At 74.5% G+C, this 18,793-nt stretch carries 16 protein-coding genes and 1 pseudogene; 2 read left to right on the top strand and 15 right to left on the bottom strand.

Translation table 11 applies throughout. From position 1 onward, the window contains the following. Positions 1 to 41: 41 nt before the first annotated feature. The 4 genes and pseudogenes from Sfulv_RS22455 to Sfulv_RS22440 all read right to left on the bottom strand — a co-directional run bounded on the left by Sfulv_RS22455 (position 42) and on the right by Sfulv_RS22440 (position 4,414). Entirely contained in the window at positions 42 to 1,106 is a 1,065-nt protein-coding gene (locus Sfulv_RS22455) for a FecCD family ABC transporter permease (protein ID WP_173316341.1), read from the bottom strand. Next, positions 1,103 to 2,140, bottom strand: a complete 1,038-nt coding sequence (locus Sfulv_RS22450; protein ID WP_173316340.1) for a FecCD family ABC transporter permease — start codon at positions 2,138 to 2,140, stop codon at positions 1,103 to 1,105. Before Sfulv_RS22450 ends, Sfulv_RS22455 begins: the two co-directional genes overlap by 4 nt. A 35-nt stretch (positions 2,141 to 2,175) precedes the next feature. Continuing rightward, positions 2,176 to 3,224, bottom strand: a pseudogene (locus Sfulv_RS22445) (iron-siderophore ABC transporter substrate-binding protein). A 152-nt stretch (positions 3,225 to 3,376) separates the two neighbouring features. Next, positions 3,377 to 4,414: a GlxA family transcriptional regulator gene (locus Sfulv_RS22440; RefSeq protein ID WP_173318113.1), complete on the bottom strand. Its 1,038-nt coding sequence runs from the start codon at positions 4,412 to 4,414 to the stop codon at positions 3,377 to 3,379. A 113-nt stretch (positions 4,415 to 4,527) separates the two neighbouring features. On the opposite strand from Sfulv_RS22440, the gene Sfulv_RS22435 reads away from it, so the two are divergent. Both Sfulv_RS22435 and rpmF read left to right on the top strand, forming a co-directional pair. Beyond that, entirely contained in the window at positions 4,528 to 5,460 is a 933-nt protein-coding gene (locus tag Sfulv_RS22435) for an NADP-dependent oxidoreductase (RefSeq protein ID WP_173316339.1), read from the top strand. A gap of 144 nt (positions 5,461 to 5,604) precedes the next feature. Next, positions 5,605 to 5,775 (top strand): 50S ribosomal protein L32, encoded by a 171-nt coding sequence (gene rpmF, locus Sfulv_RS22430; RefSeq protein ID WP_173316338.1) that lies wholly within the window; start codon positions 5,605 to 5,607, stop codon positions 5,773 to 5,775. A gap of 66 nt (positions 5,776 to 5,841) precedes the next feature. Here the strand turns inward: rpmF and Sfulv_RS22425 are convergent, their stop codons facing one another. The 11 genes from Sfulv_RS22425 to Sfulv_RS22380 form a co-directional block, all read right to left on the bottom strand. Next, positions 5,842 to 7,593: an ABC transporter ATP-binding protein gene (locus Sfulv_RS22425; RefSeq protein WP_173316337.1), complete on the bottom strand. Its 1,752-nt coding sequence runs from the start codon at positions 7,591 to 7,593 to the stop codon at positions 5,842 to 5,844. Further along, the gene (locus tag Sfulv_RS22420; protein WP_173316336.1) at positions 7,590 to 9,329 is read right to left on the bottom strand and encodes an ABC transporter ATP-binding protein/permease; all 1,740 of its coding nucleotides are present in this window, start codon (positions 9,327 to 9,329) and stop codon (positions 7,590 to 7,592) included. The genes Sfulv_RS22425 and Sfulv_RS22420 overlap by 4 nt, the downstream gene beginning before the upstream one ends. Then, positions 9,326 to 10,642, bottom strand: coding sequence for a nitroreductase family protein (locus Sfulv_RS22415; RefSeq protein WP_173316335.1), 1,317 nt, complete (start codon positions 10,640 to 10,642; stop codon positions 9,326 to 9,328). The genes Sfulv_RS22420 and Sfulv_RS22415 overlap by 4 nt, the downstream gene beginning before the upstream one ends. Positions 10,643 to 10,651: 9 nt before the next feature. Next, positions 10,652 to 12,043, bottom strand: a complete 1,392-nt coding sequence (locus tag Sfulv_RS22410; RefSeq protein ID WP_173318111.1) for a YcaO-like family protein — start codon at positions 12,041 to 12,043, stop codon at positions 10,652 to 10,654. Then, on the bottom strand, positions 12,034 to 13,545 hold the full coding sequence (locus Sfulv_RS22405) for a CocE/NonD family hydrolase (protein WP_173316334.1): 1,512 nt from the start codon (positions 13,543 to 13,545) through the stop codon (positions 12,034 to 12,036). Before Sfulv_RS22405 ends, Sfulv_RS22410 begins: the two co-directional genes overlap by 10 nt. Further along, entirely contained in the window at positions 13,542 to 14,369 is an 828-nt protein-coding gene (locus Sfulv_RS22400) for a hypothetical protein (protein WP_173316333.1), read from the bottom strand. Before Sfulv_RS22400 ends, Sfulv_RS22405 begins: the two co-directional genes overlap by 4 nt. Before the next feature lie 79 nt (positions 14,370 to 14,448). Continuing rightward, positions 14,449 to 14,580, bottom strand: a complete 132-nt coding sequence (gene amiA, locus Sfulv_RS30675) for a streptamidine family RiPP (RefSeq protein WP_246353185.1) — start codon at positions 14,578 to 14,580, stop codon at positions 14,449 to 14,451. Positions 14,581 to 14,637: 57 nt separating this feature from the next. After that, a complete protein-coding gene (locus tag Sfulv_RS22395) occupies positions 14,638 to 15,534 on the bottom strand; it encodes an ABC transporter ATP-binding protein (protein ID WP_173316332.1) in 897 nt (298 codons plus the stop codon). Positions 15,535 to 15,581: 47 nt separating this feature from the next. After that, entirely contained in the window at positions 15,582 to 16,571 is a 990-nt protein-coding gene (locus Sfulv_RS22390) for a FecCD family ABC transporter permease (protein WP_218901652.1), read from the bottom strand. A 95-nt stretch (positions 16,572 to 16,666) separates the two neighbouring features. Beyond that, positions 16,667 to 17,686 (bottom strand): FecCD family ABC transporter permease, encoded by a 1,020-nt coding sequence (locus tag Sfulv_RS22385; protein ID WP_305961380.1) that lies wholly within the window; start codon positions 17,684 to 17,686, stop codon positions 16,667 to 16,669. Next, positions 17,683 to 18,672, bottom strand: a complete 990-nt coding sequence (locus Sfulv_RS22380; protein ID WP_173316329.1) for an ABC transporter substrate-binding protein — start codon at positions 18,670 to 18,672, stop codon at positions 17,683 to 17,685. The genes Sfulv_RS22385 and Sfulv_RS22380 overlap by 4 nt, the downstream gene beginning before the upstream one ends. Positions 18,673 to 18,793 lie beyond the last annotated feature (121 nt).

Below are 18,793 nucleotides of genomic sequence, written 5' to 3'. Positions count from 1 at the left end.
CTGTACGTGGCCAGCGGCGCCCGTCGGCGGGGGTGCGGACACTACAGAACTCCCCTCCTCCACTCACGGGTCAGCAGGTAGCCGAGGTACGCGCCACCGATGGCCATCGTGTAGATGCCCACGGGAAGGTTGCCGAAGAGCGGCAGCTGCTGGGCCGCCAGGTCCGCCAGTACGAGCAGAAGGGCGCCGGTCACCGCCGACAGCAGGAGGTGGGGTCCGGACACCCGGGTGACGCGCTTGGCTATCTGGGCGGCGGTCAGCGAGATGAAGGCGATGGGGCCCGCCACACTGACGGCGCCCGCGCACAGGACGATCGCCAGGACCACGGCGAGGGTCTTGGTCCGCTGCGGCTCCGAGCCGAGCCCCGCGGCGATGTCGTCACCCATCTCGCCGATGTCGAGCCGCCTGGCGATCAGCGCGCACAGCGGGGCGGCGACCAGCAGCACCAGCCAGATCGTGCCCGCGTCGTCCCAGGCCCGCGCGGAGAGGCTGCCGTTGACGTAGGCCGAGAGGACGGCCGCCCGGTCCCGTTCCATCGCGTAGACGACGTACTGCGTGACCGCCGTGCAGATCGCCGCGACGCCGATTCCCGCGACGACCAGCCGGGCGGGGTTGCGGAAGCCGGTGCCGGTGGACACGTAGACCAGCACCATGGCGAGCACCGCTCCGGCCAGGGCCCCCACGGAGACCGGAACGGTGTCCGGCAGCATGAGCGCCACGAAGGCGGCGCCCGCGCCGGCCCCGGAGCCGAGACCGATCACGTCGGGGCTGCCGAGCGGGTTGCGGGTCACGGACTGGAACAGCGCCCCCGACAGACCGAGCGCCGCTCCCGTACCGATGGCGACGACGAGCCGCGGGCCACGCAGGCGTTCCAGTACGAACGCGTCCTTGCCCTCCGCCCCGCCCGTGAGCGCCCCGGCGAGGTCGGCGAGCGGGATACCCAGCCTGCCGAGCGACAGGGTGGCGACCGCGGCGCAGGCGGTCAGGAGCAGGAGGACGACCGCCGTGACGACGGACACCCGCCGGACGGGTACAGCGACGGTGCGGCCCAGGGTGAGATAGCCCCGTGGGGAGGCGGTACGGAGGTCCGCCCGGTCCGCCGTCATGTGGTTCCCCTCATCCTGCGTACGGCAAGGAGCAGCGCGGGCGCTCCGATGAACGCGGTCACGACGCCGACCATGAGTTCCTGCGGGCGCAGGACGATCCGGCCCACGACGTCCGCGGCGAGCAGCAGAGCGGGCCCCGCGATGGCCGAGAACACGATCTGGAGCCGGAAGTCCACGCCGACCAGGGCGCGTACGACATGGGGAACGGCCAGGCCGACGAAGGCGATCGGGCCGACCGCCGCCGTCGCCGCGGCGCTCAGCAGGGTTGCCGCGAGGAGCCCGCCGGCCCGCACCCGCGCCGGGCGGGCGCCGAGCGAGACCGCCGTGGCGTCGCCGAGAGCCAGGGTGTTGAGGCTGGGGCCCAGGACCAGGGCGATGACGAAGCCCACGGCCGCGAAGGGCAGGACCGCCGTGAAGACGTCGAAGTCCCGTCCGCCGAGCGCGCCGACGACCCAGTAGCGGTAGCTGTCGAAGACCTTGGGCCGGCCCAGGGTGACGGCCTGGATGTACGCCATCAGCACGGCGGAGAGTACGGCGCCGGCCAGGACCAGGCGTACCAGTCCCGTGCCCGCTCCGGAGGCGCCTATGACGTGGACGAGCACTCCGGCGATCAGGGCGCCTGGCAGGGCCCACCACATCGTGGCGGTGGCGCCGGTGGCTCCGAGGAAGGCCGTCGCGGTGACGATGCTCGCCGAGGCGCCCGCGTTGATGCCGAGGAGTCCGGGGTCGGCGAGCGGGTTGCGGCTGACGCCCTGCATGAGGGTTCCAGCGACGGCGAGGCAGAGACCGGCCAGCACACCGAGAGCGGTGCGCGGATAGCGGCTCTCGACGATGGTGGTGATGTTGGGGCCGGCGGTGCCGGAGAGGACGTCGACGACGTCGGCGAACGAGGTCGACCTGCTGCCGTACATGACACTCGCGCACACGGCGAGCGCCAGGACGGCCACTCCGGCGATCAGGGTCAGCGCACGCCGAGCGGCGCCGGTACGCGAGGTACCCGCGCCGCTCGGCGGTGCCTGTGCGGTGGTAGTCATTCAGATGCCCGCGGAGTCCTGCCTGTCTTCGGTTCCTACTTCTGCGCGGCGGCGACGGCCTTGTCGATGATCGGGAGGTAACGGTCGATCACCCACGGGACGGTGAGCGGGTTGATGATCGAGGAGGCGGTGACGAAGGGGTTGTCGTTGCTGGCGACGACCGCGCCCTTCTTGACGGCCGGGATCGCGGCGTACAGCGGCTGCGCCTCGATCTCCTTGCGGCTCTTCTCATCCGTGTAGAACGTGAAGACGAGGTCGCTGTCCTTCAGCTTCTCGGCGTTCTCCAGGCCGATGAGCGCCGAGTCGGTGCCCTCGGTCTCCTTGAAGGTGTCCACCACCGGGTCGACGGTCAGTCCGAGGGAGGAGACCATCTTGACGCGCTGCTCCTCGGGCTTGAAGACGCCGAGGGTGCCGGGGCCGGTGTTGTAGATGTACGAGAACTTCAGGTCCTTGTAGTTCGGCCGGGTGGCCGCGGCGTCCGCGAGCTGCTTCTCGATCTTCGCCTTCAGGCCCTTGGCGTCGTCGGCCTGGCCGAGGGCCTTGCCGATGATGTCGATCTGCTGGTCCCAGTCCGTGCTCCACGCCTGGTCCGGGTAGGCCACGGTCGGGGCGATGTCCTTGAGGATGTCGTACTGCTCCTGCGTGACACCCGACCACGGGGCGAGGATGACGTCCGGTTCGAGCTCGGTGATGGCCTCGAAGTCGATGTCCTCACCGCCGGTGAACTGCTTGGGCAGCTCCCCGCCCGACTTCTTCACGGCCTCGTTGATCCACGGCAGGTAGCCGCTCTTGTCGCTGCCCCACTCGTAGCTCTCGATGCCCACGGGGTGGTGCCGAGCGCGATCGCCGTCTCGGCGGAACCCTGGCCGAGGGTGACGACCCGTTCGGGCTTCGCGTCGATCTTCGCGGTGCCCAGGGCGCTCTTGACCGAGACGGGGAAGGCACCTTCACCCTTCGCCGAGGAGTCCGCCGTCTTCTTCTCGCCGTCACTGCCGGACGAGCAGCCGCCCAGGACGAGTGCGAGAGCGGCGGCGGTGGCCGAGGCTGCGATGGTGTGACGACGCACGCGGGTGGACCCGAGCATTGGTGTTCCTCATGATTGGCGATCGGTGATGGTTAGGCAAGCCTAAGCTAATCATGATTCGCCGCGCCGGCGGGGGTCCCGTTATCGAATAGCCACCAAGCGCGGCCGGCCCGCTCCCTCGCGTCCCGTATCCGCTGGACGGCTCAGCTGCTTCACCGTCCGCCGTCCGGGGGCGCGACGTACGCCGGGACGACGGCCCGCCCGGCACGGGAGGGCTGTTGGAGCTCCGCGAGCCGCGCCCCGCGGAACGTCTGGCGGTAGACCGATGGCGGCACCCCGACGCCCGCCACCAGATGCTGCCTCAGGGAGGCGGCGGTCCCGAAGCCCGCCTCCTCGGCGACCCGGTCCACCGGCAGATCGGTCGTCTCCAGGAGCCGCCGCGCCCGCTCGACCCTCTGCTGGGCAAGCCACTGCCCCGGCGTCATCCCCACCTCGTCGCGGAAGCGGCGCGAGAACGTCCGTACGCTCATGCGCGCGTGGCCCGCCAGCTCCGCCAGCTGGAGAGGGCGGTGGAGCTCCCCCAGCGCCCACGCGCGGGCCGCCGACGTGGTGGCCGCCGCGAGAGCGGGCACCGGCCGCTCGATGAACTGGGCCTGCCCGCCGTCCCGCCAGGGGGGTACGACACACAGCCGCGCCACCCGGTTGGCGATCTCGCTGCCGTGGTCCCGGCGCACCAGGTGCATGCACAGGTCCACCCCGGCGGCGACCCCGGCCGCGGTGAGTACGTCGCCGTCGTCGACGAACAGCACGTCGGGGTCGACCCGGACCAGGGGGAACTTCCGCTGGAACCGCTCCGCCTCGTTCCAGTGGGTGGTCGCCCGGCGGCCGTCGAGCAGCCCCGCGGCGGCCAGTACGTACGAGGCGGTGCAGATCGACACGGTCCGCGCACCGGGGCGGAGCCGGCGGAGCGCGTCGGCCAGCGGGGCGGGCAGCCAGTCGCGTTCCTGCCCGGGTCCGCAGGCGAACGGCGGGATCACCAGGGTGTCCGCCGTCGCGATCACCTCGGCCCCGTGCTCGACACCCACGGTGAAGTCGGCGCTGGAACGGACCGGCCCGCCGTCCAGACCGCAGGTGAGGACCTCGTACAGCGGCCGCCCCGCCGTATCGGCCGCGGTCCCGAAGATCCGGACCGGGATGCTCAGCTCGAACGGATAGACGCCCTCAAGGGCCAGTACGACGACGCGATGCATGGCCAGATCCTTCCACATCCTGGCCATCCGGCCACTCGAAGCGGCCGGTTGACTGCCGCAGGGTTGAACCCGCAGCCACCCCCCACCCCTTCACCCGCACAGAGGAGCAGCACATGCGCGCCATCGGCCAGGACACCCTCGGCGGACCCGGGGTACTGAAGGTCGTCGAGGTGGACCGCCCGGAACCCGGCCCCTCGGAGGTCCTCGTCCGGGTCCACGCGGCCGGCGTCAATCCGACCGACTGGTGGCACCGTTCCACGGGCGGGCTGGCGGGCGCGCCCGTCAGGCTGGGCTGGGACGTCTCGGGGACGGTCGAGGCGGTCGGCCTGGGTGTGACCATGTACCGGCCGGGCGACGAGGTCTACGGGATGCCGCGCCTCCCGCTGCCCGCCGGCGCGTACGCCGAGTACCTCACCTCACCGGCCCGGCACCTCGCCCGCAAGCCCCGCACCCTCTCCCACGTGGAGGCCGCGGCCCTCCCGGTGGCCGCCCTCACCGCCCTCCAGTCCCTCGTGGACACCGCCGCCGTACGCCCCGGTCAGCGGGTGCTCGTCCACGCGGCGGCCGGCGGGGTGGGCCACCTCGCCGTCCAGATCGCCAAGTCCCTGGGCGCCCACGTCATCGGCACCACCCGCGCGGCCAAGCACGACTTCGTACGGTCGCTGGGCGCGGACGAGGTCATCGACTACACGACGGCCGACTTCGTCCCGGCGGCCCCGGACATCGACGTGGTGATCGACACGGTGGGCGGGGAGTACGGCCCCCGATCCCTGCGCACCCTGCGCCTGGGCGGCATGCTCGTCTCCCTCGCCTCGCCCGCTGAGGCCGGACTCGCCGCCGTGGCCGCCGGGTCGGGGCTGCGGGCGGGGTTCACCATCGTGGAGCCGGACCACGCCGGGCTGAAGGAGATCGCGGACCTCGTCGACGCGGGACGGCTCCGCCCCCACATCGCGGCGGTGTTCCCCCTGGCGGACGCGGCCAGGGCCCATGAGCTGGGCGAGAGGGGACGCACGACCGGCAAGCTCGTCCTCCGCGTCGTGCAGTGAGCACGGCCTGGTCAGCGGTCCGGGCGCGAAGGCCCGGGTCGGTGGTCGTCCCGGTGTCCGTCGCGCCGTCGCCCCACTTGGTAATGACATCCATTTCCAGGTAGCGTTCGGAGCCGTTCGTCCACGAGTCACGGAGGAGACGTCATGGCTGTCCCGAAGCGGAAGATGTCCCGCAGCAACACCCGCCACCGCAGGGCCCAGTGGAAGGCCACCACCCCGCAGCTGGTGCCGGTCACCGTCGACGGCTCGGTCTACCGGGTACCGCAGCGGCTGGCCAGGGCGTACGAGCGCGGGCTGCTGCGCCCGCAGGACTGACCGCGGCAGCACGGGAGAACCACCCGTCGGGCCCGGCGCGCTCCCCCGCGCCGGGCCCGTCGCCGTTCAGACGGCCGCGGCCCGCTCCGGGACCACGGCCTGCGCGAACGGGCCTCCCTGGGAAGAGAGTTGCTCCCAGGTGCCCTCCTGCACGATGCGCCCCGCGTCCAGGACCGCGATGCGGTCGGCGCGGCGGATCGTGGCCGGGCGGTGGGCGATCCAGACCGTCGTACGGGTCGGACTCGCCGCCGCCAGCGCGGCGGCGAGTCCGGCGTCCCCGGCCGTGTCGAGATGGGCGGTGGTCTCGTCGAGGACGAGGACCCTGGGCCCGGCCAGCAGCGCGCGGGCGAGCGAGATACGGGCGCGCTGGCCGCCGGAGAGTGTCGTGCCGCGTTCCGCTATGTGCAGGTCCACGCTCTCCGCGAAGCGGTCGATGCCGCAGCGGCGTACCACCTCGGCCACCTCCGCGTCACTCGCGCCGGGCGCGCCGAGGCGGAGGTTGTCCGCGAGCGAGCCGTGGAAGAGGGGCGTCTCCTGGCCGACCACGGCGACCGCTCCGCGCAGCTCCGCCTCCGCCAGGTCCCGCAGGTCCACCGGCGCGGAGCCGTCCGCGGGGAGCAGTTCGACGGAGCCGGCGACCGGGTCCCAGAAGCGGGCGAGCAGATGGGCGCAGGTGGACTTACCCGCCCCCGAGACCCCCACCAGGGCCAGCGTCTCCCCCGGCCTCACGGTCAGGTCGACGCCGTCCAGGACGCTCCGCCCGCCGTAGTCGAAGCGGACACCGCGCAGCCGCACGCCCAGGGGGCCGCCGGGAACGGGCCTCGGCGACACGGGCTCCGCGGCGCCCGCGGGAGCGGTGACGGCAGCCCCGACCCGGGCCGCGGCCGGCCGCAGCCCGCCGGCCTGGCCCAGCGAGGCCGCCGCGTCGGCGGCGGGCGCGAGGGTGCCGAGTGCCAGGGCCATCGCGGCCGGGGCCCAGGCCCCGTCGAGCCGTCCCGCCGCGACGGCCTGTGCCGCGAAGGCCACGACTCCCGTAACCGCCACGACCACCAGCGCGTCCCGGACCGCCGCCGCGGCGGCCTCCCAGGACTGCTCGGCGCGCTGCGCGTCGGCCAGTTGGCGGCCTGAGTCGGCCAGCCGCGTACGCCTGGCGCGCAGGGCGCCGAAGCCGAGCAGTTCGCGCAGGCCGTCCACGGTCTGTACGGCCTCCGCCGACAGTTCGGCAGCCGCCGCACGCGTCCGGGCGCCCCGGCGCGTGCGCCCCCGCCCCTCCAGCAGCGGGGCAAGGACGAGGAGGATCGCGACCGGGAGCACCACGATCAGCATCCGCGGCTCGACGGCCGCCAGGGTGGCGGTGCCCGCCCCGAACACCGTCGCCGACGCCATGAGCTGGGCGATCGCGTGGGCGTAGAAGAACTCCAGGGCCTCGACGTCCCCCATCGCCGTCGCGGCCAGGTCCCCGCTGCGGCGGCCGCCGATCCGGGCCGGCGCGCTGCGGGCGAGCCCGTCGAAGATCCGTACCCGCAGCACGGCCAGCACCCGGTAGGCGAGATCGTGGCTCAGGTCCATCTCCCGCCAGGTGGCGAGCGACTTGACCAGGACGAGCGCGATCAGCGCCGCCGTGGTGGCGCCGGACGGCGGGTGGCCCTCGATGACGGCGGCGCCGACCGTGTGGGCGGCCAGCGTCACCAGGGCGACGAGCGCGGCCTGGTCGGTGAGTGCGGCGGCGCAGGTGCGCGCCACCATCAGCCGGTGCGCGCCGAGCGCGGGCAGCAGGGCGCGCAGGGCGCCGCGCTCCTCGGTGTGCGGGGTCCTCATGCCGCTCGTCCCGCTTCCTTGGTCCGTCCGGCCTCGACGAGGGCCGTGTAGAGCCCGTTCTCGGCCATGAGGGTGGTGTGGTCGCCGGTGGCCCGTACCCGTCCGCCGTCCAGGACGACGATGCGGTCCGCGTGGCGTACGGCGTCCAGGCGGTGGGCGATCACGAGGCAGGTGCGTCCGCGCGCGGCCCGGGTCAGGGCCTTGGCTATGCGTGCCTCACCGCGTTCGTCCACCGCGCTCGTCGCCTCGTCCAGCACGAGGACGCGCGCGTCGGCGAGCAGGGCGCGGGCGAGGGCCAGCCGCTGGCGCTGGCCACCGGACAGGGTGGCGCCCCGTTCGCCCAGCACGGTCAGATAGCCGTCAGGCATGGCGGTGATCTCCTCGTGGATGCCGGCGGCGCGCGTGGCGGCGCGCACGTCGTCCTCGGTGGCGTCAGGGCGGGCCAGGCGGAGGTTGTCCGCGACGGTGGCGTGGAAGAAGTACGTCTCCTGCGAGACGACGGCGATGCCCCGGCGCAGGGAGTCGAGGGCGTACCCCGCCGCCGGGACCCCGTCCAGGAGCACCTGCCCCTGCCCCGGGTCGTGGTGGCGGGTCAGCAGGGCGAGCAGGGTGGACTTGCCCGCCCCCGATGGCCCCACCACGGCGGTGGTGCGTCCTGCCGGGGCCGTGAACGTCACACCGTCCAGTGCGGGCCGCGCGGCTGCCTCGTACTGGAACGTCACGCCGTCGAACGTGATCTCGGGCCCGGTGGACCAGTCCGCCCGGTGGCGGCCCTCGTCCGGTACGCCGCCCCCGGCGGTACGCAGCGCCGCGATCCCGTCGGCGGCGGAGACCCCGAGGTAGCCGGCGTGCCACTCCCTGGAGAGGTCGCGCACCGGGCGGAAGCACTCCGAGGCGAGCATCAGCAGCAGATAGGTGCCGGTGGCCGTGGTGTTCCCGGAGACGGCGGAGGCGCAGGCCACCAGTGCGGCGGCGACCGTGCCGCCCTGGATGGCCAGATCGGTGAGTCCGGTGTCGACGAGCGAGACACGCAGTTTGGCGACGGTGGCCCGGTGCAGGGCGTCCGAGCGGTGTTCGAGCCGCGCCCGGGTCCGCCCGACCGCTCCGGCCGCGCGCAGGGCGGGCATGCCCTGGAGCGCTTCGAGGTAGTCGGCGGCCAGGGTCTCGTACGACTCCCAGTGCTCGCGCCCCCGGCGTTCCAGCAGCCGGTCCCACCAGCGGGGGGCGAGCAGGGCGAGGAGCAGGGCGGGCACGAGGGCCAGGAGTGCGTGCGGGGCGAGGACCGCGACGGCGGCCAGCAGCAGCGGCGGAACGGCGCAGGTGATGAGCAGCTGGGGCAGATAGCGCGAGACGTACGCGTCCACGCCCTCGACACCGTCGACGAGCGTGGCGCGTACGGCGCCGGCGCGGGCTCCCTGGACGTGGAAGGGGCCGAGCCGTCCGAGGTGTTCGAGCAGCGCGTCGCGCAGCCCGACGCGTACCCGCGATCCGGCGCGCACAGCGGTACGCCGCTGCCACCAGCCCAGGCCCGCCCGGGCCACGACGGCCGTGAGCACCCCGGCCAGCAGGGCGGGGAGGTGGCGGGTGTCGCCGCGGGCGATGCCGGAGAGCGCCACGGCGAGGAGCACCGCCTGCGCGAGGTGCGTCAGGGCCACCGCGCCGAGCAGCGCGGTGGCGCCGAGCAGCGCGCCGCGCGCCGTGCGGGCGGCGCGTGTCAGCTCCGGGTGAAGCATCACGGCTGATCCCCTTTCCCCAAGGCGAGTCCATGGACGATCCAGTCACGGCCCGGCGGGCCGCCGAGCGCCGCTCCGAGGTCGGCGCGCTGCCAGGAACCGACCGGACGGGACATCAGATTCCGTTCCCACGCGGCCAGTTGTGCATGGCCCACGGCGTATCCGGCGCTCAGGTGATCGCGGCGGATGCGGGGCGCGTCCGCGTCCTCGGGACATCCATACGCGAGGAGCACCGCCCCCGCTTCCGCGATCCAGCCCTGACCGGCGGCCCAGGCGGCGAGCGTCGGCCGGGCCTCCCCGGACGCGAGCGTGCGGAGCACCGGGCGGTGCGGCCGGGTGGTGGCGTCGGGTCCCAGGTGCAGCAGACCGGGGTGTGACCCTCCGGTGGCGACGCACCACCGGGGACCTTCGGGCGCCGCCCCGGCCGCACGGGCGAGGACATGGGCCAGGTCGTCGGGGGACGGGGCGCCACTCAGCGGTGGCGGGGCGCTGCGCCGGGACCTCAGGACGGCGTCACGTGTACGTACGTCCCGCCTCGCCCATCGACCGGGGCCGTCGGTCGAGGCGGCTGCCTCCAAGGCCCGCCAGGTCCGTTCCAGGACGGGTGAAGCGTCCTCGGCGCCTGGTTCCGGCGGTGGGGCGGCCCCGGGCGGACAGGCGGCCCAGCGTACGAGGGCGGCCCGGGCGTCCTCGCCGTGCGGGCCGATGGCGACGGCGGCGAGGGGGTGCCGGGGTGTGGTGCCCGGCCAGGTCCGCCGCCACCGGGCCGCTTCGGGCAGGCCGGCCGCTGCCGCCAGGAGGGCGCCGTCCGTGTCCAGGCTCATCCCGCACGCGCCGGCCGCCACCAGTGCGGCTACGGCGTGACCCGCGTCCAGGAGCAGCAGGGGCAGCGCGCGGTGCCCGTAGTGCGAGACGGTGCGCCGGGCGGTCACCGTCAGGACGACGAGGGTGTTGCCCGGCGGGGTGGCAGGGGCGGGTCCCCGCCGGTGCACCTGGTGGCGTACGGCGTCGTAGGCATAGCGTCCGGGCGGGAGTCCGCCACAGGCGCCCACCAGAAGGTGGGCCTCGACGGGGTGCAGCCCGCCCGCCGAGGGGACGGCCCGCAGCCGTCCGCCGCCCGCCCCGGTGCGGCCGGCGGCCAGCGAACGGCGCAGGACCCGGTCGAGTTCGGGTGCGGTCCGCGGGGTGAGCGGCGTGGCGGGGCCGGCCCAGCGGGGGAAGGGGCCGGCCGGGGTGTCGGGGCCGGGCGGTGCGCCGGACCTGGCGCGCGCGAGGACGGCGCGCGCCGTGTCGTCCGTGGTGGGTGGTGCGGGCACGTCGCTCCCCTACATGTGTGGTGGCGGTACGAGGGTGAAGTCCTGGGGGCCGGACGGTTCCGTCCGCCGCCACGCCCGGGACAGGGCCGCCTCGCCGAAGCGCGGGCTGCCCAGGTAGGCGAACGCCGCGGGGGCGTTGGGTATGAGGCCGGAGACGAGCACACGCGCCACCCGCAGCGGCGTCTCCCTGACGTCCTCGGTGGTCAGGTCGAAGGTGATTACCCGGTGCCCGCCGTCCGCCAGCCGGGCGTCGAGGGCTCCGCGGCTGCCCGGCGCGATGTCCGCGAGGTCCACGACGCCGTGCGCCGGTTCGGTGAACCGGGTGGCCAGTGGGGTGACCCGGTCGTCGAGCCACACCTGGACGTGCGCGCCCAGATCGCGCACGGCGGCGAAGTCGGCGCCGCAGTCGTCGAGGTAGCGCCGGTCGGCCCGGTGGTCCAGATAGAGCCCGGGGGCGAACATGCCCGCGTCGATCGCCTTGAAGACCCAGCCGTCGCGTTCGACCGCCCCCTGGGTGAAGACCCAGGTGTGCACGGCTTCGAGCACGGCCTTGCGGGCCGCGTCGGCCGGGTCGTAGCGGCAGGCGAAACCGGCGGCGTAGATGCCCCGGCGCCCGTCGTGCACGAGCGCCGCCATGCAGGGGGCGAACTCCGAGGGCATCTCGACGATCCACACGTCCAAATCGCAGCCGTCCAGGTCGGCGGTGAGTCCGGGGACACTGGCCGGGTCGATGCCGCGGGCCGGCCCGTCGAGGTGCCACCACAGCTCCAGGGCGTCGCGCTCGACGATCTCCAGCATCCCGCGTTCGACGGCGTCGTCGAAACCCTGGCCGGTGGCGATACCCGCGTAGTTGAGGTGGTGCGTACGGGGCAGTGAACGCAGCTCCCCCTGGCGCCAGTTGAGGTGGGTGAGGGCGACCGGCGCCCAGCACTCCTCCCCGCCTTCGGTGCCTGCGGCCCACAGGGCGGGGGTGTCCGCGAGAAGCGGCCGGTAGGGGAAGTTCTGGCGCGCGTACTGCCAGGGCGCGTACCGGGGGAGGTCGTCCGGGCCGTACAGCCGCTTCCCCTCGTCGATGAGCTGCCGGGCCGTCGCGCGCCGGGGCGCACCGGCATGTCCCGGGGGCGGCAGCCGGTTGCCGCAGTAGCGTTCGACCGCTTCGGCGACGGCCGCGATGCGTGCTCCCCCGGGATCGCCGAAGGTCGTGCCCAGGGACACCCGGTCCGCGGGCCAGGCGCCGAATCTCCTGGCGTCGGCCACTTCGGCGGTCATGGCGGTGTAGCGGGGCGGCGCCCCCGCCGGGTGCTCGACGGGTTCCACCGCGCGGATCAGTCCGCAGACGGGGTCCACGAGGTCGTCGAGGGAGAGGGCGGCGGCCGGAACGCTGGTGCTGGTCAACGGCAGATCTCCTGGGCGGGATGGACGCGCGCGGCACGGTGCCGGGCTGCGACGGCGGGCAGGGCGAGCACGCTGTCCTCAAGCCGCACGGAACGGCGTGAGGAGCGCAGCCGGGTCGCGGTGACCGGGTCCTCCCCGGTGTGCGGATTGCGGGCGTGGGCCGGGAAGTGGTGACCGCCGACTTCGACGCGCAGCCGGGTTCCGGCGGGCAGCCGCCGGGACAGCCGGCCGAGCGGGACCGGGAAACACGCGGGCCGGCCGGCGGGATCGGTGCGGCGTACGACACCGGTCGCCAGGTGGTCGGCGACGCCGCGGGGGTCCAGGGCGACCAGGCGTACGACCCAGTCGGCCGCGGGGGTGTCCGCGACGGCGGTCAGCCGGGCCTCGGCGGTGCCCAGCAGGTCCAGCGGCCTGGGGAGCGGGGGTGTGATCAGCAGGCAGCGGTCGGGGCGGCCGGTCGCGGACACGTCCAGGCGGTCGGAGCGCATCGGCTGTCCGGGGTCGGCCTCGAAGTCCGGCCCGCCGAGCAGGCGCAGAGCGGTGGCGAAGGGGTACGCGGTGGCCTCCGGGCCGTCCGTCATGGCGGCCCACCAGTCGCTGCCGCCGAGCGCGGTGACACCGCTCCGCCCCGCCGCCAGGTCGCCCGCGAGCGCCGCCCTGGCCCACCGGACGTACAGACGACCGAGGTTGAGCCGGTGCTGCGGCCGGGCCTCCGGGCCCGGGGACGCGGTCAGCCCGTGCCCCCAGGGGCCCATCAGCAGGCGGGCGGGACCTCCCCAGGACCGCCACAGCTCCACCGTGTCCTCACGGAAGGGGTCCCGGGTGCCGCCCACGGCGAGCAGCGGGAGGGTGGCGGACGCCGCGCGGGAGAGGAGGGCGCCGTCGCGTTCCGCCGCCCACACCTCCGGCCAGGAGGGCAGCGCCCGCCCCAGCCGGGAGGGCAGCGCGGCCACGGGGAGGTGTTCGAGCAGGCGCGGGTCCCGCGCGAGTGCGTCGCCCAGGGCGGCCTCGTCCGACGTACGGCGGTCGCCGTGCGCGGCCCACCAGCCGGCCCGGGCCGACAGCCTTTCGGGGCCGCCCGGTTCACGGGCCGTCTCGGCGGTCCCGAGTGCGGGGACGGCCGCGACGACGGCGTCCGGGCGGCCGTCCGCACAGGCTCCCAGGGCGGTCGCCAGCGCGCAGTGCGCGCCGTACGAACTCCCGTGGGCCACGACCTGCCCGTTGCTCCAGGGCTGCTCGCGCACCCGCCGCACGGTCGCGGCGCCGTCCGCCTCCTCGTTCCGGTAGGGCTGCCACCGGCCCTGTGAGCCGTACCGCCCCCGTACGTCCTGTGCGAGGGCGGCGAAGCCGGAGGCCGCCCAGGCGCGCAGCTCGGCCCGGTGACCGCGGCGGTCGTACGGGGTGCGGATCAGGACAGCGGGGAAGGGGCCGTCGCCCGCGGGGAGGCAGATGTCGGCGGTGAGGCGTGTCCCGTCGGCCGTCCCGACCTGGAGCGTGGTGGCGGTCATCGGGGTGCGCCCCGCCCGGGGACCGGGGCCACGGCGGGCACCGGCAGTACGGGGTGCTCGCTGACCGTCAGGTCGCGAAGGTCGAGCCGGCGGAGGCGGCGGCGTGCGGGCGGGCGGCCCGGTGTCCGCCGTCCGGTGGCCCAGGCGATCAGGTCGGCGGTGAGCAGTTCCGCGATCAGCGCCGCCGATGCCTCGGTGCCGCACGGCGGGGTCCCGGCGGTGCGGTGCCCGGCCCAGTACGCGGCGAGTTCGCGGTGCGCGGGAGAGGCGGCGAGCCGTCTCAGGCGTATGTCGGCGGAGGTGACGTCACCCGCTTCGGCGGCGAGGGGTTCGAGCCACACCTGGAAGCCCTCGCGGTGGCAGCGCAGCCAGCCGACGCCCTGGGCGGGGAGCCGGTCGGCCGCGTCCCACAGGCCCTCGGGGACGGGTGAGTCCAGGCACCAGACGACCACGTCCGGGCGCCCGGCACCTTCCCCGGGCACGGTGAGCCGGTGGCCGTCGCCGCGCGTGATGTCGGCGCCCGCCGCCGCCGCCCGGTTCGCCAGAGCGCCGGCCGGCAGCTCGTCGCCGAGGACGTGGACGGCCAGGCCCGCCAGCGGGCGCGCGGTGCGCTCCCCCGCGTATCCGGCGTCCTCGAACGCCGTGACGAGCTCCTCGAGTTCCGGGCTGCCCTGCGGGCCGCCTTCGAACCTCGCCACCAGTTCGTCCACCGCCACCCGCCCGGTGCCGACGCGCAGGAACTCCCCGTCCTGTGTGCGCACCGCTAGGCCCTGTCCGGGCACGGTGACGAGCTCGACGCCTGGTGCGAGTCTGCCGGCGGTCACGAGGGGGCTCCTTGCTGGGGGTCGGCTGCGAAGACGGAGCGGGCCCGCCCGACGACCGGGCGGGCCCGCCTAGGTGGTTCTACTTGTCGTCGCCTTCGGCGAACTCGGCGTCGTCGAAGGGGTTCTCGACGAGGGCGTTGGAGTGGGTCGCCGACAGGTGGGCCAGCTGACCCTGCTCGGCGATCGGGCTGAACACCTTGTTCTGCTCCATGAGGAGTCTCCTTCGCTTGTGGGACCGCGGCGCCAGGCCGGCGCCGCAGCACAGACACTAATGAATACGATTATCATTCCGCAATAGTTCTCCGGGAGGCAGAGGGTGATCTGGGTAACACACCGGCCAGCCGCCGACCGGATCGGTGCCCACCCGCCCTGCCACGCCCAGGACTTCGGCGAGCAGACGGGGTGTCACGATGCGTCCGGGCGGGCCGTCCGCCGCGACCCGGCCGCCCCGCAGGGCGACGATGCGGTCGGCGAACCGCGCCGCGTGGCCCAGGTCGTGCAGCACCATCACCACGGTCAGGGAGCGCTCCTCGCGCAGCCTCACCACCGTCTGGAGCACCTCCAGCTGGTGGCGCAGGTCGAGGTAGGTGGTGGGCTCGTCCAGGAGCAGTACGCCGGTGTCCTGCGCCAGGGACATGGCGAGCCGGACCCGCTGGCGTTCACCGCCCGAGAGGGAGTCGACCATCCTGTCCGACCAGTCGGCGACCCCGACATCGGCCAGCGCCCGCGCGCAGACCTCGTCATCGCCCTCCCGGAGCATGCCGAGAGGGCCCCGGGCCGCGTACCGGCCCTGTCTCACCAGCTGACGTACCGTCATGCCCGGCACGGAGGGCGAGGACTGGTGGAGCAGTGCGACGCGTCGGGCGGTGGCTCTGCGGGAGAGCCGCGCCACGTCCTCACCGTCCAGCAGGACGCGCCCGGCCGAGGGCCGCAGGAGTCCGGCGACGAGCCGGAGCAGGGTGCTCTTCCCGCAGCCGTTGAGGCCGACCAGGGCCACGGACTCACCCGGGGCGACCCGCAGACGGATGTCCGCGAGGACCGTACGCCCCGGATAGCCGAAGCTCACGCCGTCCACGGAGATGGCGTCCCGCGCCCGAACGGCCGCCGTGTCCGCGGGGTCCGGTGGGCCCGTCTCCCGTACTCCCGTGTCCGAAATCTGGGGCATGGTCTCTCGTCCTCCTGAATGCGCTGGGGTGTCTTCCGCCGCACCGTTCACATCTGTCCCGCCGTGTGGCGTCGGGCCACGACGAGCAGCAGCAGGGCGCCCACACACGTCGTCAGGGCGCCGGCCGGCACGGTCATCCGCTCGGCGCCGAAGCCTTCCACCAGCACCCGGGAGAGCACCTGCGCCCCCGCGTCCGCGCCGCCCACCACCACAGCGCCGATCAGCGCGGCGCCGGGCAGCGTGATCCGCAGGTCCGCCCCGAAGACGGCGAGCGCCAGATGCGGCACCAGCAGTCCTACGAAGCCGAGCGCCCCCACGGCCGACACCGCGCCGGCGGTCAGCGCGACGGCGCCCACGAGCGCCGCCCCGCGCGCCCTCGCGACGTTCAGTCCCGCCGCTGCCGCCTGCTCGTCCCCGCAGCGCAGCAGCGTCAGCGGCGCGGCCAGCGCGCAGGAGGCGGCGCCCCACACCAGGGCCCAGGGCCACAGGAGCGTCCAGTGCTCCCAGACCCGGCCCTCGGTCGAGCCGACGAGCCACTGCACGACGCTGCCGAGCTCGCCCGGCGCGACCAGGAGCACCATCGAGGTGAGTCCGGCGAGCACGGCGGAGACCAGTACCCCGTAGACCACCGTCTCCTCCGGGTCGCTCCTGCGGCGCCCGGCCAGCAACCACAGCAGCCCGGCTCCCGTGAAGCCGCCGAGGCACGCGGCGACGACCACCGCCGTGGGGGACTCCCAGCCCGCGAGCCCCAGTCCGGTCGCCGTCACGGCTCCGAGCACGGCGCCCGGGGTGACGCCGGTGACCTCCGGTCCGGCCAGCGGATTGCGCAGCGCCGACTGGAGCAGGAGACCGGCGAGTCCGAGGCTCGCCCCGGCCCCGAGGGCGACCAGCGCGCGCGGCACGCGCAGCCGCAGCACGATGTGCCGGGCGGTGGCGTCCCCCCGGCCGGCCAGTACGTCCCACACCTGGCCGGCGGACGGGCTCCTCCCGGCGAACAGGCAGGCGCAGAACGCGGCGGCCACCAGGACCGCCAGCAGAGAGAGTCTCGCGCCCGCCCCGAAGGTGAACGGCCCGCGAGTGGACCGCCCGCGCGGGGTCTCGGGCGCCCGCGCCCGTACGGCAGTCGGTACGTTCACCGGTCTCCTCCCGCCATGACGGCACGGTCTCCGGCCGTCCGGTGCGGGGCCGCGCCCCGCCGGATTCTCATCAAGGCCACGCCCGCCGGCACCCCGAGCAGCGCGGTCCACGCGCCGACCGGTGTCTCGATCGGCGCCAGGGCGAGCCGGGCCGGCTGGTCGGCGCACAGCACGACCAGCGCGCCGCACAGGGCCGACCAGGGCAGCAGGCTCAGCGCGTCCGACCCCGGGCGCATCCTCCGCGCCAACTGCGGGGCGAGGAAGCCGACCCAGGCGACCGGTCCGCAGACCGCGACGACGGGGGCGATGAGCACGATCGCGAGGGCGAGTGCGCCGAACCGGGCCCGGTGGACCCGGACGCCCAGGGCGCGGGCGTCGTCGTCGCCGAGCCGCAGCACCCCCAGGACCGGGGCGCACAGCACCAGCGCGGGCACCGCGACGAGCAGCCAGGGGCCGAGGCCCACCACGTCGTCCCAGGTACGGGCGGAGAGGCTGCCCAGCAGATAGCGGTAGATCAGCTGGAGGTCCAGCTGGTCGGCCAGCACCATCAGCACGAGCAGCCCGGCCTGGAGGGCCGCCGACACGGCCGCTCCGGTGAGCAGTACGGCGGAGGGGCTGCGGCCGAATCCGGCGGCCACCAGGGTGAGGACCCCGCCGAACACCGCTCCCCCCAGGGCGAGCAGCGGCTGGACCGCGGCGGGGACGGAGAGCGCCAGGACCAGCGGCGCCGCGACGCCCAGGGCGGCGCCCGAGGAGACGCCGATCATCTCCGGCACCGCGAGGGGGTTGCGCAGCGCCTCCTGGAGCACCAGGCCGGCGACGCCCAGACAGGCTCCGGCGGCGAGTGCGAGCACCAGCCGCGGCAGACGGAGTTCGGTGAGGATGACCGCCTCCAGACCGTCGCCGCTCAGGGCCGCGGGCAGCCGGTGCGGCGCCACGTAGGGCGTGCCCATGCAGAGCGCGACGACGGATACGGCCACCAGGAGGGTGAGCGCGCCCGCCAGTTGACGTGTCACCGCAGGGCGGCCGTTGCCTCGTCGAGGACGATGCCCAGCGAACGGGTGCCCCGCCCCTTGGCCCACACCTCGGAGTCCACCTCGACGACCTTGTCGTTCCTGACGGCCGGGATGCGGGACCAGAGCGGGTTGCCGGCCAGCTTGGCGGAGAGCTTCCCGTCCGACGCGCCGAAGGACAGCGTCTCGACGAAGAGCACGTCGACATCGCGGGCGAGGATCTCCTCCAGGCTGTAACTGCCCTCCACGCCCCGTCCCTCCCACGGGTACGAGGAGAACCTCGGGAAGAGCCCGGCGGCGACGTCGTTCTTCGGGGTCGCGACGCCGAAGTTCTCGTCGCTGCCGAAGATGATGAGAGCGGTCTTGTCGCTCTTCCTCCCCTCGGCGGCAGCGAGCTTCGTCCGCAGCCGCTTCTCGGCCGCCTCCGCCTGCTCCGTGCGCCCGGTCAGCGCGGCCAGGTCACGCAGATAGCCGACGCTGTCCTCCCAGGTGGAGGGCTGGACCGGCCAGAAGGTGGTCGCTCCCTCCAGCGCGGGGGCGAGCTTGCCGTGGGTGTCTTCGAGACCGATGACCAGATCCGGTTCGTGGGAAAGGACCGCTTCGGCCTCCGGGCTGAGGAAGCCGCCGGGAACCACCGGAATGCGGCCCGCCCGCTCGGGCCCGAGGAACGCCGGGTGGGCGAGGAGTGCGGAGTTGGTGGCCGTGGGGGTCATCCCGAGCTCCGCGAGCATGTCGTCGCACAGGGCGACGAGGCACACCACGCGCTTCGGCGGCCGCTCGGTGGTGAGGGTGACACCCCGGGCGTCGGTGATGGTGCGCGACGCCTTCACCGGGCGGACGTCCACCGCCGTCCTCGGACCGGCTCCGTCCGTTCCGGCGTCCCCGCCCTTCCCGGACGCGGGCTCCTCGGCGGCGCCGCATCCCACCAGCAACGACCCCATCACGATGGCCGCCGCCCACCGGCGGATTCCTCTCACTGCGCGCGACATGACGTGCCCTCTGTTCCTGTTGACGGCCGGGGACCACGGATCGGGTCGAGGGGCCGCCCCGGACCGGCTCTCCCCACCGAGATTTAGACATGATAATCATTATCAAAGCAAGTCCCGTCCG

The organism is Streptomyces fulvorobeus (assembly GCF_013167895.1).
Classification (GTDB): Bacteria; Actinomycetota; Actinomycetes; order Streptomycetales; family Streptomycetaceae; genus Streptomyces; species Streptomyces fulvorobeus.
The sequence above is the reverse complement of the archived record's forward strand: the minus strand, read 5'-3'. Positions and strand labels throughout refer to the sequence as shown.

Bases quoted from the DNA above. Each gene is read 5' to 3' on its own strand.
- Sfulv_RS22455 (WP_173316341.1), bottom strand. From the start codon at position 1,106: ATGACGGCGGACCGGGCGGACCTCCGTACCGCCTCCCCACGGGGCTAT.
- Sfulv_RS22450 (WP_173316340.1), bottom strand. From the start codon at position 2,140: ATGACTACCACCGCACAGGCACCGCCGAGCGGCGCGGGTACCTCGCGT.
- Sfulv_RS22440 (WP_173318113.1), bottom strand. From the start codon at position 4,414: ATGCATCGCGTCGTCGTACTGGCCCTTGAGGGCGTCTATCCGTTCGAG.
- Sfulv_RS22435 (WP_173316339.1), top strand. From the start codon at position 4,528: ATGCGCGCCATCGGCCAGGACACCCTCGGCGGACCCGGGGTACTGAAG.
- rpmF (WP_173316338.1), top strand. From the start codon at position 5,605: ATGGCTGTCCCGAAGCGGAAGATGTCCCGCAGCAACACCCGCCACCGC.
- Sfulv_RS22425 (WP_173316337.1), bottom strand. From the start codon at position 7,593: ATGAGGACCCCGCACACCGAGGAGCGCGGCGCCCTGCGCGCCCTGCTG.
- Sfulv_RS22405 (WP_173316334.1), bottom strand. From the start codon at position 13,545: ATGACCGCCACCACGCTCCAGGTCGGGACGGCCGACGGGACACGCCTC.
- amiA (WP_246353185.1), bottom strand. From the start codon at position 14,580: ATGGAGCAGAACAAGGTGTTCAGCCCGATCGCCGAGCAGGGTCAGCTG.
- Sfulv_RS22395 (WP_173316332.1), bottom strand. From the start codon at position 15,534: ATGCCCCAGATTTCGGACACGGGAGTACGGGAGACGGGCCCACCGGAC.
- Sfulv_RS22380 (WP_173316329.1), bottom strand. From the start codon at position 18,672: ATGTCGCGCGCAGTGAGAGGAATCCGCCGGTGGGCGGCGGCCATCGTG.